Origin of the sequence: Rhizobium gallicum bv. gallicum R602sp (genome assembly GCF_000816845.1) — a bacterium.
Taxonomy (GTDB): domain Bacteria; phylum Pseudomonadota; class Alphaproteobacteria; order Rhizobiales; family Rhizobiaceae; genus Rhizobium; species Rhizobium gallicum.
On the sequence record NZ_CP006880.1, the window covers coordinates 832,272 to 847,683 of the forward strand.

Annotated in this window: 14 protein-coding genes and 3 pseudogenes; 9 read left to right on the top strand and 8 right to left on the bottom strand. The window is 58.3% G+C overall.

The features are described from left to right. The 3 genes from RGR602_RS27140 to RGR602_RS27150 are packed head-to-tail and all read right to left on the bottom strand — an operon-like array spanning nt 1 to nt 2,153. Complete coding sequence (locus RGR602_RS27140; protein WP_210263499.1) at nt 1-648, bottom strand: amino acid ABC transporter permease; 648 nt, start codon at nt 646-648, stop codon at nt 1-3. Beyond that, complete coding sequence (locus RGR602_RS27145) at nt 648-1,298, bottom strand: amino acid ABC transporter permease (protein ID WP_040115115.1); 651 nt, start codon at nt 1,296-1,298, stop codon at nt 648-650. Before RGR602_RS27145 ends, RGR602_RS27140 begins: the two co-directional genes overlap by 1 nt. A 9-nt stretch (nt 1,299-1,307) precedes the next feature. After that, entirely contained in the window at nt 1,308-2,153 is an 846-nt protein-coding gene (locus tag RGR602_RS27150) for a transporter substrate-binding domain-containing protein (protein WP_040115116.1), read from the bottom strand. Nucleotides 2,154-2,281: 128 nt separating this feature from the next. Here RGR602_RS27150 and RGR602_RS27155 point away from each other — a divergent pair, with 128 nt between their 5' ends. Then, nucleotides 2,282-3,226, top strand: coding sequence for a LysR family transcriptional regulator (locus tag RGR602_RS27155; RefSeq protein WP_040115117.1), 945 nt, complete (start codon nt 2,282-2,284; stop codon nt 3,224-3,226). Nucleotides 3,227-3,547: 321 nt separating this feature from the next. Here RGR602_RS27155 and RGR602_RS36505 read toward each other — a convergent pair. The 5 genes and pseudogenes from RGR602_RS36505 to RGR602_RS27175 all read right to left on the bottom strand — a co-directional run. Beyond that, a pseudogene (locus RGR602_RS36505) lies at nt 3,548-3,709 on the bottom strand (Tn3 family transposase); the annotation flags it as partial. Between the two features lie 274 nt (nt 3,710-3,983). Next, nucleotides 3,984-4,074 (bottom strand): annotated as a pseudogene (locus tag RGR602_RS38890) (DUF736 family protein); the annotation flags it as partial. A gap of 554 nt (nt 4,075-4,628) precedes the next feature. Then, nucleotides 4,629-5,021, bottom strand: coding sequence for a hypothetical protein (locus tag RGR602_RS27165; RefSeq protein WP_040115119.1), 393 nt, complete (start codon nt 5,019-5,021; stop codon nt 4,629-4,631). 72 nt (nt 5,022-5,093) lie between these two features. Beyond that, nucleotides 5,094-6,728: a chaperonin GroEL gene (groL, locus tag RGR602_RS27170; RefSeq protein WP_040115120.1), complete on the bottom strand. Its 1,635-nt coding sequence runs from the start codon at nt 6,726-6,728 to the stop codon at nt 5,094-5,096. 49 nt (nt 6,729-6,777) lie between these two features. Then, entirely contained in the window at nt 6,778-7,086 is a 309-nt protein-coding gene (locus RGR602_RS27175) for a co-chaperone GroES (RefSeq protein WP_040115121.1), read from the bottom strand. A gap of 428 nt (nt 7,087-7,514) precedes the next feature. Here RGR602_RS27175 and RGR602_RS38895 point away from each other — a divergent pair. From RGR602_RS38895 to RGR602_RS27210, 8 genes and pseudogenes are all read left to right on the top strand, one after another. Beyond that, a pseudogene (locus RGR602_RS38895) lies at nt 7,515-7,877 on the top strand (ABC transporter ATP-binding protein); the annotation flags it as partial. A gap of 257 nt (nt 7,878-8,134) precedes the next feature. Further along, nucleotides 8,135-8,629: an NADH-quinone oxidoreductase subunit J gene (locus RGR602_RS27180; protein ID WP_040115122.1), complete on the top strand. Its 495-nt coding sequence runs from the start codon at nt 8,135-8,137 to the stop codon at nt 8,627-8,629. After that, on the top strand, nt 8,629-8,931 hold the full coding sequence (gene nuoK / locus RGR602_RS27185) for an NADH-quinone oxidoreductase subunit NuoK (RefSeq protein WP_040115123.1): 303 nt from the start codon (nt 8,629-8,631) through the stop codon (nt 8,929-8,931). Before RGR602_RS27180 ends, nuoK begins: the two co-directional genes overlap by 1 nt. Before the next feature lie 4 nt (nt 8,932-8,935). Next, a complete protein-coding gene (locus RGR602_RS27190) occupies nt 8,936-10,399 on the top strand; it encodes a monovalent cation/H+ antiporter subunit D family protein (RefSeq protein WP_040115124.1) in 1,464 nt (487 codons plus the stop codon). Next, nucleotides 10,396-10,650, top strand: coding sequence for a hypothetical protein (locus tag RGR602_RS27195; RefSeq protein WP_040115125.1), 255 nt, complete (start codon nt 10,396-10,398; stop codon nt 10,648-10,650). The genes RGR602_RS27190 and RGR602_RS27195 overlap by 4 nt, the downstream gene beginning before the upstream one ends. Further along, nucleotides 10,643-12,403, top strand: a complete 1,761-nt coding sequence (locus RGR602_RS27200) for a Na(+)/H(+) antiporter subunit D (protein ID WP_040115126.1) — start codon at nt 10,643-10,645, stop codon at nt 12,401-12,403. The genes RGR602_RS27195 and RGR602_RS27200 overlap by 8 nt, the downstream gene beginning before the upstream one ends. An 8-nt stretch (nt 12,404-12,411) precedes the next feature. Beyond that, nucleotides 12,412-13,887 carry an NADH-quinone oxidoreductase subunit M gene (locus tag RGR602_RS27205; RefSeq protein WP_040115127.1) on the top strand — a complete coding sequence of 492 codons (1,476 nt, stop codon included), beginning with the start codon at nt 12,412-12,414 and terminating at the stop codon, nt 13,885-13,887. Further along, nucleotides 13,884-15,323, top strand: a complete 1,440-nt coding sequence (locus RGR602_RS27210; RefSeq protein WP_040115128.1) for an NADH-quinone oxidoreductase subunit N — start codon at nt 13,884-13,886, stop codon at nt 15,321-15,323. Before RGR602_RS27205 ends, RGR602_RS27210 begins: the two co-directional genes overlap by 4 nt. The last annotated feature ends 89 nt before the right edge of the window (nt 15,324-15,412 follow it).

A 15,412-nucleotide genomic window follows, 5' to 3' on the forward strand; every position in this document is an offset into this window, starting at 1 on the left:
TTAGGAGCCTTTCGCCGTAAAGCGTCGCTCTGCATAAAAGCCGAGACGCGCGATAGTTTCGACGAGCGCCCAGTAGAGGAGGGCGATGGTAAGATAAGGGGTGACGACAGCGAAGGTGATGGAGCTGATCGTACCTGCGACCTTTGTCAGTTCACCAAGCGTGATGACCGAAAGCACGGCAGATTCCTTGACCAGATTGATTGTCTGCCCGACGCAGGCAGGAAGCGTGACCCGCAATGCCTGGGGCAGTTCGATATTGAGAAAGCTCTGGCCCGGTGTCAGGCCAAGCATTTCGGCGGCTTCCCGCTCACCCTTCTGTATCGCACTGAAGCCGGCACGAAAGATTTCCGCAAACGGTCCGGCTCCATAAAGCCCGAGACCGACGATGCCGGCGACGTGGGGGCTCAGCAGCAAACCGAACTGCGGGCCCCCGTAATAGAGGAGGAACAACACCAGCGCGAGAGGTGCGCCACGCGCAAATTCGATGTAACCGCGGGCCGGAATCGCAATGAGCCGAAAGCGGCTGCGCAATGCAAGTGCAAGAAAAATGCCGACGATTACGGAAATGAAGATGCCGAGCAGTGAAACAGCAATCGTAGTGGCAAGACCCGCCGCGTAGAGTGGAATATCGTTGACGAAACCCGACATTATCGTTTCGCCTCCCGTGACAGGTGGCGCTCCAGCAAAAGGCCAATACACGCCAGAACTGCGCCGATGATCACGTAAAGCAACAATGCCGAGGCATAAGCCTCAAGGGGACGAAACGTCGATGCGGCGACCTGCTGCGCCCGGCGGGTAATGTCGGTGACGGCGATCACCGATACCAGCGAGGAGTTTTTCACCAGAGCCTGCATTTCCCCGATCAGGGCTGGCAGCATCAGGCGTATCGCCTGAGGCGCTTCGATCCTGAAAAACGTCTGGCTTGCGGACAGACCGAGCATGCTGGCAGCCTCGATGTGGCCTCGCGGGATCGCTTGCAGTCCGGCGCGGTAGATCTCGGACTGGAAGGCTGCGGTGTTCAATGCCAGCGCCATTGTTGCGGCTAGCGTTGGTTCCAGCTCCAGCCCGAGAAATGGCAGTAGATAGAAGACGATCAGCAATTGCACGAGGATGGGCGTCCCCCGCCAGAAGGAGAGATAAAGTCCCGCCAGACGGCTTGGAACCCTGCCGCCGCGTGAAGCCGCGGCAAGGAGAATGGCCAGCGGCGCACCGAGAAGCAGCGCTGAAAAGCTGACCATAACGGTGGTGGTGAAGCCATCGAGAAGAGCTGGCCAGACACCTGCGAGTCCTCTGTCCACGACTGGACCTTACTCGCTAACGGCCAGTTTTTCCGGCAGTTCCATCGTCGCGCCGAACCACTTCTTCTGTAACTCCGCGAGCTTGCCGGATTTGTTCAGCTTGACCATTTCGGCGTCCATCAGCGCATTCAGCGAGGCGCTGTCGGGATCGTTGCGGCCAGCCCATGAGAAGTAAGTTTTGGCACCAAAGGTATGTAGTACGACTTCGAAGACATCGGGGCGTTGGCGGGTGGCTTCCAGCAGGTTCGGCAGCGAGTTGATGACGGCGCTGATACGGCCGGCCCCCAGATCGGCATAGGCCTCTGAAAAATCTGTATAGGTTGAAATGGTGACGTCGCCTTTGCCACCTGCCTTCAGTTCACCGGCGAATTTTTCAAGTGCGGCAAGCTGGGCCGAACCTGCCTGTGAACCGACCGGTTTACCGGCAATGTCTTCCGGCATGGCAATGTCGGTATCACCCTTGCGCTTCAGAACAGCCATCGTGGCATCGGCGATCGGTGCGGACAGATGATAAGCCTTCATGCGCTCCGGCGTGACCGTGACGGAGGTCACGACATAATCGAACCGGCCGGCGGCGAGACCCGGAAGGATGCCCTGCCAAGGCAGGTCGAGCCGCTTCAGTTCGACACCGGGCAGAGCCTTCATGACCTCTGCCATGATATCTGCGGAATAGCCAACAATCTTGCCGTCCTCGACAAATTCGAACGGCGCAAAGCGTGCTTCGGTAGCGACCGTGAAGACCTTATCCGTTTTGATTTTTTCGAGTAGCTCGGCCGCTTGGGCAACGGGCGCGGCCAACGCGATGGCAAATGCGGCGCCGATCAGAAGGCTTTTCGAATTCCGAATGACTTTCATAGTCCTGTTCCCCTGTTTTTCCGGGACCGTTTCGTGATCTCCGAAGACAAGGAAGCATGGACAATGCTACAAGAAAAATAGGAAACGTGTGGAGTTTACATCAAGATTATTAATGTAAGGACGCGCGGATGCTGCTTGCCCAATCCGACCTCAGGTCATTGACCGTGTTTCGGGCGGTCGTTGAACATAAGAGTTTTCTCGGTGCGCAGATCGCGCTGGGCCTCAGCCAGTCGGCGGTCAGTTTCCACATCAAGGCACTGGAAGATCGTCTGGGTTTCAAGCTGTGCCAGCGTGGCCGCTCGGGTTTTGAACTGACGGACCGTGGTGCAATCGTGCATGAGCGTTCAAAAGGGCTTTTTCTGGCACTCAATGCCTTCGAGAGCGACATCGGTGCACTCAAAAACCGCATTACCGGCACTCTAAGGCTCGGCCTCGTTGATAATACCATTACCGACAGCGACCTGCCCATCCACCGCGTGATCGCCCGTATCAGCGAACGGGCGCCCGAAGCGCGCGTTGAGCTGGCAATCGACACTCCGGACGCGCTTCTTTCGGAAATTGCCAATGGCGGTCTGGACATAGCATTGCTACCGGAAACGCAACCCTATCAGGGTCTGAAGCTCTCGCGGTTCCGGGAAGAAATCCATTCGCTTTACTGTGCCCAAGGGCACCCCCTCTTCCGGCAGGCGGAAGCCGAATTGACGATCGAGCACATCGAGACTTTCGATTTCGTTGTGCGGCCATACGCCAACATGCGTGAATTGCAGTTCTTCCCAAAAGCACGTGCGCGGGCCATTGCCTCCAACATGGAGGCGCAGGCAATGTTTGTGATGTCCGGACACTATCTTGGATACTTGCCGGACCACTATGCCCGCGATTGGGTGCAGAAAGGGCGTTTTAGACAGCTTATGCCGAACGAAACTCGTATTCATTCCACCTTCGTCATCGCGACGCGTTCTACGGAGAAACCGTCGACCATACTCGACTTCTTCATCCGTGAACTGGCAGGCATTGCCTCAGAGGCTGTACACATGGGACATTCTGTCGCCCCAGGAAATGCGACAAGAATGTAAGGCTATTACCGCATGATTAGGTTATATACCATCGACTGGATCTTCCCGATATCGCGGACGTGATTTTACTGATGAAACGATCGAAAATTGCGTGACAGCATTACAACCGCCCCCACAAATGGTTGAAGAAACTAACCACTGAAATGTCTTCGGGCCCGGGCACCGTCGTCATCAAGATTTTCTCTGCGGCAAACCGTATATCCGATGCCTCGTGCATACATTCTTTTTCTCTTCCTATTTTTCGCACAACTCCCAACAAAAGTTGGAATTTTGCGCCTGTGTTTTGCAACGCGCATTTTCACGCCGCTGCTCACGCAGCGATTTGCCGAAATCTATCCGGCTGTCCAGATCGAGATCGAACCGGCCATAGGGATTAACGTGGGCATAGATCAGCGGCGTGAGGCCGCGATAATCTTCCGGTGTCATGCGGCCGTGCCAGACTGGTTCGGCGAGCACCGTTTGCAGCACGCGCGTGTTCATATACTCACTGCAACGCTCCTCAATTTGGAGCGCAATGTCACAAGCCGGCGTTTGCCTGGTCAATCCCACAAGCGATGTTCCCACAACGTTCTTCGAGTTGGCCAAAATCGCAGCTTCGGGCCCACTGGGCCGATTTGGAAATCGATGCTGCCACCCCGGAAGAGAACGCAAGGCGCATTCTTCAGGCCTTTGGGCTCTTGTCTGTTGCATTAATGGTGAATTCTCGGACGGACTCTGAAGGCCCCGGCCTTGCGCCGGGCCTCAGTCGCCGCGCCGCCCGTTGGGGGCGGGACCAGATCAGCGAGAAGCCTTCGCCGTCCTCGTCGTCGTCGAGGTTGGCGTAGATCGGCGTTGAAGCTCGGATCGTCGGCCGAAGCTGTCGAGCAAGTTTGAGTTCCTCTCTTCGCGGCAATCCGTTCAAACGCTTCAACACGCCGCAGGGACGTTTGGATAAATCTGGAGCCAGGCCTTATAAGCAAAATTCATGGTCGAAATAATGATCGAGACGCCCCACTCCTAAATCTCGGCAGTATCATGCGGCCAGCTTTGGGATAGCATACTCGACCAATCGCAGGAATCGGGTGTTGCGAGCCCCCGCAAAGCCCCGGTGACGGGATCCGATTTGTTGTTGTTTCGCAAGGTCGCATGGGACGGGTGGCCAACGCCTCCACTGGACATCCGCACACCAACGAGCTGCGCGGTTCTCAGCGATGATGAGCGTAAGCGGAATCAGACATTCGCAAATGATGCACCTTCTCAGGTCATCCTGAGCCCCGCGATAGGTTTCAGGAGGCCTCCATGACATTAGAGCATGTCGACGCGGAGGCTCCATTTTTTTGGAAACGGATATCGCTTCATGTGCTGTTGTGGCGGATAGGCAAAGCACCCCGGGGCGCCAAGCAAGTCTTAGACAGGAGGCCCTTCAGGCGGAGAGCGCGGTGCTGCAGCCTTCGGCGATCTTGCTGTCGGCTGAGGTTTGTCCTGGCATGGTTGCCCATCCGCCGGCTTCGATGAACTGGCGCTTCTTATAGCTGTCTGGAAGAGCCTTAAATTCAACCAATTTTGCGGCGGCATCCGTCGCACTGTTGAACCGGTCAACGCATATGGCGGATGCAAGTTCCCCACGTGCAGTTTCGCCCGCAGTTGCCGCTGCTTTGAGAGAAGTGCCGCCCGTCACCCAGCCCCCCCAGTTAAATCCGACGATGATCGTGGCGACTGCAGTGACGACACAAGCCCAGACGAGGATGGTCTTCGACGGCTGATAGCTGTCGAAACGTTGGAAAATCGATGTTTTGCTGCTGCTCTGCATGGCCATTGGAATTCTCCTTGCCGATGTTGTTTGGTTCACCGCTGCGGCCGTCCTGGCCGAGCGGCTCAGGCACTGTCCTCAGTATCCCATGCCACCCATGCCGACGTTTCCGGCCGGCGGCGCAGATTCTCTTGCGGGAATATCGGCGATCACCGCTTCGGCGGTAATCAGAAGTGCTGCGATCGAGCCGGCGTCTTGCAAAGCGGTCCGCACCACCTTGGCAGGATCGATAATGCCAGCCTTGATCATATCGACATAGGTCTCCGTCTGTGCGTCGAACCCCTGGTTATGATCCGTGCTCTCGGCGAGTTTACCAATAACGATAGAGCCCTCGACACCGGCGTTGTCGGCGATCTGTCGGATCGGGGCTTCCAGCGCCCTCAGCACGACCGAAATCCCCGCCGTCACGTCGGCGTTTTCTGCAGCTAGCCCTGCCAGAACCGACTTGGCGCGCAACAGGGCGACGCCTCCGCCCGGAACGATACCCTCCTCGACCGCCGCGCGGGTGGCGTTCAGGGCATCGTCGATGCGGTCCTTCTTCTCCTTGACTTCAATTTCGGTCGAGCCGCCGACGCGTATCACCGCAACGCCGCCGGCGAGTTTTGCAAGGCGTTCTTGCAGCTTTTCCTTGTCGTAGTCGGAGGTGGTTTCCTCGATCTGCGCCTTAATCTGGCTGATGCGTCGAGCGATCTCAGATTTTTCACCTGCGCCGTCTATGATCGTGGTGGTATCCTTTTCGATCAGCGCCCGCTTGGTGCGCCCGAGCATATCAAGCGTGACATTTTCCAGCTTGATGCCGAGATCCTCAGAGATCATCTGGCCGGCCGTCAGAATGGCGATGTCCTCCAGCATGGCCTTGCGGCGATCGCCGAAACCTGGGGCCTTGACGGCAGCGACGTTCAATCCGCCCCGCAACTTATTGACGACCAATGTGGCCAGAGCTTCGCCTTCGACATCCTCGGAAATAATAAGCAGCGGCTTGCCGCTCTGCACCACGGCTTCGAGGATGGGCAACATTGCCTGCAGATTGCCGAGCTTCTTCTCATAGATAAGGATATATGGGTCCTCCAGCTCCACGCGCATTTTTTCGGCATTGGTGACAAAGTAAGGCGAGAGATAGCCCCGGTCGAACTGCATGCCCTCGACGACGTTGAGTTCAGTATCGGCCGTCCTGGCCTCCTCGACTGTGATGACACCTTCGTTGCCAACCTTTTCCATCGCGTCAGCGATCATTCTGCCCACCGTCGCATCGCCATTGGCGGCGATTGTGCCGACCTGGGCGATTTCGTTCGATGAGCTAACCTTCGTGGCGCGCGCTTTGATTTCCGCAAGTACCGCTGCAACGCCAAGATCGATGCCGCGCCTCAAATCCATGGGGTTCATCCCGGCCGCAACAAGTTTGGCGCCTTCGCGAAAGATGGAGGCCGCGAGCACCGTCGCGGTTGTGGTGCCGTCGCCCGCAAGATCGTTGGTCTTGGACGCCACTTCGCGCACCATCTGCGCGCCCATGTTCTCGAACTTGTCTGCAAGTTCGATTTCCTTGGCGACCGCGACGCCGTCCTTGGTAATGCGTGGCGCGCCATAGGACTTGTCGATGACGACGTTGCGGCCTTTGGGGCCTAACGTTACCTTGACGGCATTGTTGAGCACCTCGACGCCGCGAAGCAGACGATCGCGTGCGTCGGTGGAGAAGATGATTTCCTTGGCAGACATTGTCTGTGGTCCAGTTCGGTCTTGAGAGTCGGGGTTGGAATTCGGCGGATTAGGCGGTCGTATCGGCGGTCGCTTCGGTCTTTTCGACGATGCCCATGACGTCGCACTCCTTCACGATCAGGAGATCTTCGCCATCGATTCCGATTCCGGTTTCCGCCCACTTTTCGAATAGGATCACGTCGCCGGTCTCCACGTCGAGCGGCACCAGTCGCCGACTGCAAGCTCGGCCCAACGGCGTCACTTCGCCATCCTGCTGCTTTTGCCTGGCGGTGTCTTGAATAATGATCCCGCCCTTGGATTTTAGGTCACCTTTCGCGCGCCGTACGACGACGCGGTCATGGAGAGGACGGAATGTCATGAGGATCTTTCTGCGGTCGGCGCATAGGGCGGCCGCACCTATTACATAACATCTCTGGCACTCGATTGGTAGGAGTGCCAAGAAATATTATCTGCAAGCGGATAATCCAGATCATTATCCGTCAGGAAATACAACAAGCCCTAGGATAACCCGTGGATTATTTGGTTCGAATTTCATGACGATTCCTTTTGATCCTGAACTTATAGCACCGAATAGGCGGCAGGATTCTTGAAATAAATAGGACTATTTTTCGTTGCACTAGCAATGCATGCCGCGCTTTCGAAAATTAATTGCCTTGAGCGTTTAGAGCATTGAAGAGCTCGCCCCCAGGCGACTTCCGAGTATTCTAATTCGTCCAAGGCGAGAAGTGGTAGCTCGCGAAGAAATAATTACGCCGGCAACTGCGGTATTACGCCTGCGTGTCTGGGATTGCCACGGTGTTGGCCCAGCAGACGGAAATCCTACTGCTGGACAAGCCGACGACACGTCTCGAAAGCAGCCATCCAGGTCAACGTTCTGGACTTCTTGGCTGATCTCGCGCGGAACCACCGTTGTCATGGTGCTGCATGATCTCAACCTGGCAGCTCGCTACGCAGACGACCTCGTCGCAATGGCTGGAGGGCGAGTCAAGTTTCCGGCAAACCGGAGGATGTGCTGACGCAAGAGAATGCACGCAGGTCTTCGGCCGAAAGCCGCTTCATCGCCGATCCCCCTCGGGCAGGCCGATCATGCTTCCGATCCGCCGGCATCGGACGGCAACCACGCAACATTTTAAGGAAGAAAGGTTGTGAGCGCAGTTCAGCATTTAAACTCTGCTCGACAAAATCTGCGAGCACTTCGTCACGCAGGAAAGCCCAGGCGGCGGCGCTGCGAGACCTTGGCGAGCGGCTTAGCCACATCACAACCGCTGTGGTTTGTCCGCCGACGACAATAATCTTGTGAAAAATCGGATAGTAGGGCACAATTTATAAATGCACCTGAAGTGCTGAGCTATCTCAAATCCGGCCGTCTCGCGCCGAGTGACAGCTCGCGTGGGAGGGTCGCGTCGATGGATCAGGGGTTCTTTCTTCTGTTCGCTACGGTGTCCGTGATCACGGCCCTGACCGTGGTCCTGGCGCGGAATCCGGTTCACTGCGCATTGGCGCTGATGGCGTGTTTCCTGCAGATTTCGGCAATCTTCGTCCTGCTCGAAGCGCCGTTGCTCGCGGTCATCCAGATCTTCGTGTATGTCGGCGCAATCATGGTCCTGTTCCTATTCGTGATCATGATGATCGATGTGCGCGAAGCAAAGTTGCAGCGGTTCTTACCCGGGGGCAACCTGCCAGCTCTGGTTATGCTCGTTCTGCTTGGGATCGAGATGTCGGTCCTGGTGCTCTGGAGCGATCGCTTTTCGGTCACTGTTCCCGTAGGCGGCGGCGACGAGATCAGGCAGCTCAGCACGACGCTTTTCGCCGGTTATCTTCTGCCGTTTGAGGTCGCCTCCGTCATCCTGTTGGTGGCTTTGGTCGGCGCCATCGTGCTGGCGCGGAAGGAGCAGGGGTGATGGTTCCGCTGTCGTGGTATATTCTGCTCGGGGTGGTCCTGTTCGTGATCGGAGCGGCGGGCGTGCTGCTCAGGCGCAATATTCTGGTCGTGCTGATGTCGCTGGAGTTGCTGCTAAACTCGGTCAACATCAATTTCATCGCTTTCGGGCGCATCTACAACGACTTTCGCGGGCAGATCTTCGCCATCTTCGTCATAGCAATCACTGCGGCGGAGGTTGCCGTTGCTCTTGGCATCCTGGTCGCCCTTGTGAGGAACAAATCCACCCTCAAGGTCGACGACGTGACCATGATGAAAGGATAACGGCTTGGACCCGGTGATATCGATCAGGCCGCTGCTTGCCGTCGCCGTCCCGGGCCTGACCGCCGTGGCAGTTCTTCTCTTGAATAACCGTGAGAAAATCCGCGATCTCGTATCGCCGTTGGCCGCGATCGTCCTGTTTGCGATCGTCGCCTCCATGGCGCCCACGGTGTTGGCTGGCGGAACCGTCGATTTGCGCCTGTTCGAGATCTTGCCGGGGGCCGACTTCGCTTTCCGGGCAGATGCGCTCGGCATGGTGTTCGCCACCGTCTCTTCACTCCTATGGATCGTCGCCGCGCTCTATTCCGTCGGCTACATGCGGCACTTGAACGAACATGCGCAGACTCGATTCTTTGCCTGTTTCGCCACCAGTCTCGCGGCGGCCGTCGGAGGCGCCTTTGCCGCCAATCTGTTCACGCTGGTGATCTTCTACGAGGTGCTCAGCCTCGTTACCTATCCGCTCGTCTACCACCACGAGGACGAAGAGGGATGGGCGGGCAGCCGCAAATACCTCGTCTATTTGATGGGCGCGTCGAAAAGCGTGCTGCTTGCCGCGCTGGCACTGACCTATTCCATTGCGGGGTCGCTCGACTTTGTGGATGGGGGGCTATTGGAGGGAGTCAATGCCTCCGCGCCGCTGCTGACGGTTATCTATTTCTGCTATCTTTTCGGCTTCGCCAAGGCTGCGGTGATGCCCATGCACGCCTGGCTACCGGCCGCCATGGTGGCCCCAACTCCTGTCAGCGCGCTCTTGCATGCAGTGGCTGTGGTCAAGATGGGTGTGTTCTGTGTGCTGCGGGTGGTGTTCCATGTCTTCGGCGTCGGGCTGGTCGGACAACTGGGCCTCGGCATCGTCACGGCCTATCTGGTGTCATTCACGATCCTGATGGCGTCGGTCTACGCCCTGACACGGGACGACCTGAAAGCTAGGCTCGCCTATTCGACGGTTTCCCAACTTTCCTACATCGTGCTGGGCGCGGTCCTGTTGTCGCCGGTCGCAATGGTCGGCGGGATCATCCACATTGCAGCACACGCATTTTCAAAGATCACGCTGTTTTTTTGCGCCGGGTCGATCTATTGCGCATCGGGAAAGCGCAATATCAGCGACATGGCCGGCATCGGCCGCCGGCTGCCCTGGACGATGGGGGCATTCTTCGTCGCCTCGCTCAGCATGATCGGGGTGCCGCCGACCGCGGGATTTGTCAGCAAATGGTATTTGACGCTGGGGTCGGTGGAGGCGGGACAGATGGCGTTCCTGGTCGTACTCCTGGTGAGTTCGATCCTGAACGCCGCCTATTTCCTGCCGGTCAGCTACGTCGCCTTTTTCGGGACCGAGTCGCAGGAGAGCCAGGCGACCGTCCGTGAAATTCCGATGATCACGATCCCGCTTGTCGCGACCGCCATCCTATCGGTGCTGATGGGCATCTTCCCCGATTATTTCCTTACCCTGGCGGATGGAGTGGTCAGATGATCAAGCGCGTGGTCGATTTCTTTGGTGACGAAGAATGGGCAAAACAGCGCCGCCGACTGTTCTATCTGGCACTCGTTCTGATCGTCGCCGCCGACTTTCTGGTTTCTCGCGAACACGCCGAATACGTTTGGGAGCGCCTGCCTGGCTGGTCCGCCGTCTACGGTTTTGGCTCCTGCGTTCTGCTCATCTTCGTTTCCAAGTTTCTCGGCCATCGCATCGGGCTGATGCGGCGCGAGGACTATTATGACTGACTTCATCCATCCGGCTCTCCTCTTCATTCTCGGTGCTCTGCCGATACCGTTCCTCAGGGGATCGATCGGCAAGGCCTATCTGCTGCTGATCCCGACGCTGGCGATCCTTGCCGTGCTCACGATGGAGCCGGGCAGTTATGGCGAGGCAAGATTTATCGGGCAGGAAATCGTGATCGCGAAGGTCGACAAGCTGAGTATCGTCTTCGCCACCGTTTTCACCGTCATGGCGCTGATCGGTACGGTCTACGCGTTGCACCTGACGCGCACCGGCCAGCATGTGGCCGCATTCATCTACGTCGGCAGTGCACTCGGGGTGGTATTCGCCGGCGACTACCTGACCCTCTACCTATTCTGGGAAGGCATGGCATTTGCCTCTGCCTATCTGGTCTTTGCCCAGGGAGGCGACAAGGCAATCCGGGCGGGGTTCCGGTATCTCATGGTTCATATTGCCGGCGGGGTCTGCCTGCTCGGCGGCGTGGTTCTCCACAGACTCGCCACCGGTTCATCTCTTTTCGGCCCGATCGAGGGAGAAATGGGCGTGGCCGTCTACCTGATCCTTGCCGGGTTCATCCTCAACGCCGCAGTGCCGCCGCTCAACGCCTGGCTCACCGACGCCTATCCGGAGGCGACCGTCACAGGCGCAGTGTTCATGAGCGCCTTTACCACCAAGACCGCCGTTTACGTGTTGGCGCGGGCATTTCCGGGGACCGAGCTTTTGGTCTGGCTCGGCATTGCGATGGCGCTATACGGCGTTATCTACGCGGTGCTGGAGAACGACTGCCGGCGGCTGCTTGCCTATCACATCGTCAGCCAGGTAGGGTATATGGTGGCGGGCGTGGGTATTGGGACGGAAATGGCGGTGAACGGAGCCACCAGCCATGCCTTCGCCCATATCCTCTACAAGGCGCTTCTGTTCATGGGTGCGGGGGCGGTGATTCATGTCACTGGGCGGCGTAAGCTCACCGAACTCGGCGGGCTCTACAAGTCCATGCCGCTGACCGTGACGCTCTATATGGTTGGCGCCTTGGCGATCTCGGCATTTCCATTCTTCTCTGGTTTCGTCACCAAGTCGATGGTCGTGGCCGCCGCCGGGCAGGATCACCGCGCGCTGGTCGTGCTTGCGCTGACGATGGCATCGTCCGGGACGTTCCTGCACACCGGTCTCAAGCTCCCGTACTACATGTTCTTCGGTAAGGACCAGGGCCTAGGGGCCAGGGAGCCGCCCGGGAACATGCTGGTTGCGATGGGTATGGCGGCGGTGCTCTGCATTGCGATCGGTGTGTTTCCGCGGCCGCTTTATGCAATGCTACCCTATCCAGTCGACTTCGAACCATATACGGGCCTCCATATTACGGAGAGCCTCGGCGTGCTGATGTTTACGGCACTGGGTTTTGTCATTTTCCTGCGAGCGCTCGATCCCGAGAATAAGATCAGCCTGGACACCGACTGGTTCTACCGCAAGGGTGCGCGGTACTTCATGTGGCTCGCCGAAAGGCCGCTGGCGCGCTACGAGAAGGCGGTGAGCGAGGTGTCCGAGACAACGGCGCTACCTTTCCTGCACGGGTCGGCACGAGAAGGATTTCGGATCGACCTTAACGGTGTGGACGCCGTCGTGAACGGCGTCGCCCGTTCGATCCTGGGCGGGGGCGCGGCGTTGCGGCGGCTCCAGACCGGTGTCGTGACCCATTATGTACTGGCGATGATCGCCGGTCTGATCGCGGCCGCCGTCGTTTTCGCCGTGGCGTGGCGGTAGGGGGTGCGATGGGATTGCCGCTCCTCAGTCTCATTGTATTCACGCCTGCCGCCGGGGCAGTGTTCCTAATGTTTCTCCGCAGCGAGGATGTGGTGCGCTGGACAGCGCTGGGTGTCGCCGTCCTGGATCTGACTCTCTGCATCGCAATGCTGGCCGGCTTCGACACGACGACACACGAGATGCAGTTCACCGAGAGGCACCCGTGGGTACCTTCGCTCGGGATCACCTATGCGCTCGGTATCGATGGGATCAGCGCGCTCTTCGTGTTCTTGACCGCACTGCTGGGATGGATCTGCGTGCTCGCCTCGTGGGTTGCGATCGAGAGCAAGGTGAAGGAGTTCATGGTGAGCCTGCTCGTCATGCAGGCGTTGATGCTGGGGGTATTCAGCGCCCTCGACCTGTTTCTGTTTTATGTTTGCTGGGAGGCAATGCTGATCCCGATGTACCTGATAATCGGGGTGTGGGGCGGTGATGGCCGGGTCTATGCCGCGTTCAAGTTCTTCCTCTACACGCTGGCGGGCAGCCTACTGTTCCTGATCGGTGTCATTGTGCTCTATTTCCACGGCGGCAGGACCTTCGACATACTCGCGCTCACAGGTCAGGATTTGCCGTTCTGGATCCAATCCTGGCTTTTCTTCGCCTTTCTGATTGCCTTCGCCGTGAAGGTGCCGATGGTCCCGGTTCATACCTGGCTGCCGGACGCTCATGTACAGGCGCCGACGGCTGGCAGCATCATCCTGGCCGGAGTGCTCCTGAAGATGGGCGCCTACGGGTTCTTGCGGTTCTCGCTGCCGATACTGCCGGAGGCGTCGATATACTATTCGACGCTGATGCTGGCGCTTTCGGCGCTCGCCATCGTCTATGGCGGATTGCTTGCGCTGGCGCAGGACGATCTGAAGAAGTTGGTCGCCTATTCCAGCATCAGTCATATGGGTTTCGTAACACTGGGGATTTTTGCGCTGAACCTGCGCGGGCTCCAGGGCGGCATCCTGCAAATGTTCAATCATGGCGTAACGACGGGCGCATTGTTCCTCTTCGTCGGTCTGATCTACGAGCGGACGCATACGCGCAGTATCGCCGACTATGGCGGGCTGATGAAGGTGGCGCCGATCTATACTGCGTTTCTGGCGCTGTTCACCTTGTCGTCGATGGCCCTGCCGGGAACGAATTCTTTCATCGGCGAGTTGCTGGTGCTGTCGGGCGGATTTGCGGCCAACCTGGCCGCCGGCGCGGCCGCGGTCGTAGGCGCTTTGCTGAGCGCGGCCTATCTTCTTGGCATGTACAGGAGAGTAGCACTTGGTCCAGCCAGCATCGGCGCCCGCTTCAAGATACGTGACGTGAACGCCCGCGAGATGGCTGCGATCCTGCCGCTGGCTGTCTTCGTGCTTTGGGTGGGGCTCTATCCGAAACCCTTTCTCAACATCATCGACGTCTCGGTGAAGCATTTGCTGGCGCACGTGCACACCACGGGGAGCGGCCAATGACCGCCGCCGCGCTTTTCCAGTCTGCTTTAGCGAGCCTGCCCGAGATCGTGGTGATCACTGGCGCCTGTATCCTGCTGATCCTTGGCCAGCTTGTGCGCAAGGGGCAGGAACATGTCTTTGTGTGGGCATCCGTCGCCGTCGTGCTGATTGCTGCCTTGGGGACACTCATGCTGGCGAGCGAGGTACGGCCGGCCTACACGGGCATGTTCGTCGCCGACGGCTTTGCGGTCTTTTTCAAGTTCGTGTTCTATTTAGCCACTGTTTTGACATTCTTCCTGTCGCGAAAATATGCAGACATTGAGGGGATTGAAAGTAGCGAATACTATGTTCTGCTGCTCTTCGCCCTGTCGGGAATGATGATCATGGCCTCGGCGACCGATCTATTGTCGCTTTATGTGGGCCTCGAACTGATGGTGCTCTGCACCTATGTACTGACCGGTTTCTTGCGAAGAGAGCCGCGTTCGAACGAAGCGGCACTGAAATACGTGATCCTTGGCGCGGTCTCGACCGCGATCTTCCTCTATGGCGTTTCGCTCGTTTACGGGCTCACCGGCACGACGCAACTGGACGGCATGACGGCCGCGGTGACCGGCGATCGGCTCGATCCCGGATTGCTGCTGGCGGTGGTCTTCATCGTCGCGGGGTTGGTCTTCAAGGTCGGCGCGGTGCCGTTCCATATGTGGGTGCCGGACGTCTACGAGGGCGCGCCGACGACGATCACGGCTTTCATGTCTGTGGGGCCGAAGGCTGCGGGGTTTGCGGCGATCCTGCGGGTGTTCCTCAACCCGCTGGTTGCAGCTTCGGACGCCTGGGTCGTTGTCGCCGTCATTGCGGTAGCGACTATGGCACTCGGCAGCTTCGTGGCGCTGGTGCAGGACAATTTCAAGCGCCTCCTGGCCTATTCCAGCATCGCCCATGCCGGGTTCGCCATTTTCGGCGTGGTAGCCGGCGGAGCGGACGGCATCGCCAGCGTGATGCTCTACCTGCTGATCTATTCTTTGATGAACCTCGGCATTTTCGGCATCGTCATCATGATGCGCAACGGCGATTTTTCGGGCGAAATAATCGAAGAGTACGCGGGCTTTGCCAGGTCGCATCCCGGGCTGGCGCTTCTGATGCTGCTCTATCTGTTCTCGCTGGCCGGCATTCCTCCGACAGCCGGGTTCTTCGCCAAGTTCTACGTGCTGGTCGCGTTGGTCGAGCGGGGTTTCGTCATGCTGGCGGTGATCGCAGTGCTCTTGAGCGCCGTCGCCGCCTACTTCTACATCCGCATCGTCATGGTGATCTACATGCGCGAGCCACGCAGGGTGTTTGACCCGGCTCTGACGCCCCTGGTTCGCGCGACCCTCGCCTTCACCGCCGTAGGCACTCTCGGAATCGGCCTATTTCCGGAACGGTTCCTCAGGCTTGCTCAAGGTGCGGTGTTTGGAGGCTGATCTATTGGATTTGCAATGGTTCCCCCGAGGGAATACACTGACAATTGAAGAAAGGAGCGCCCAAGTCACTTACTGGGGCGACCGCATTG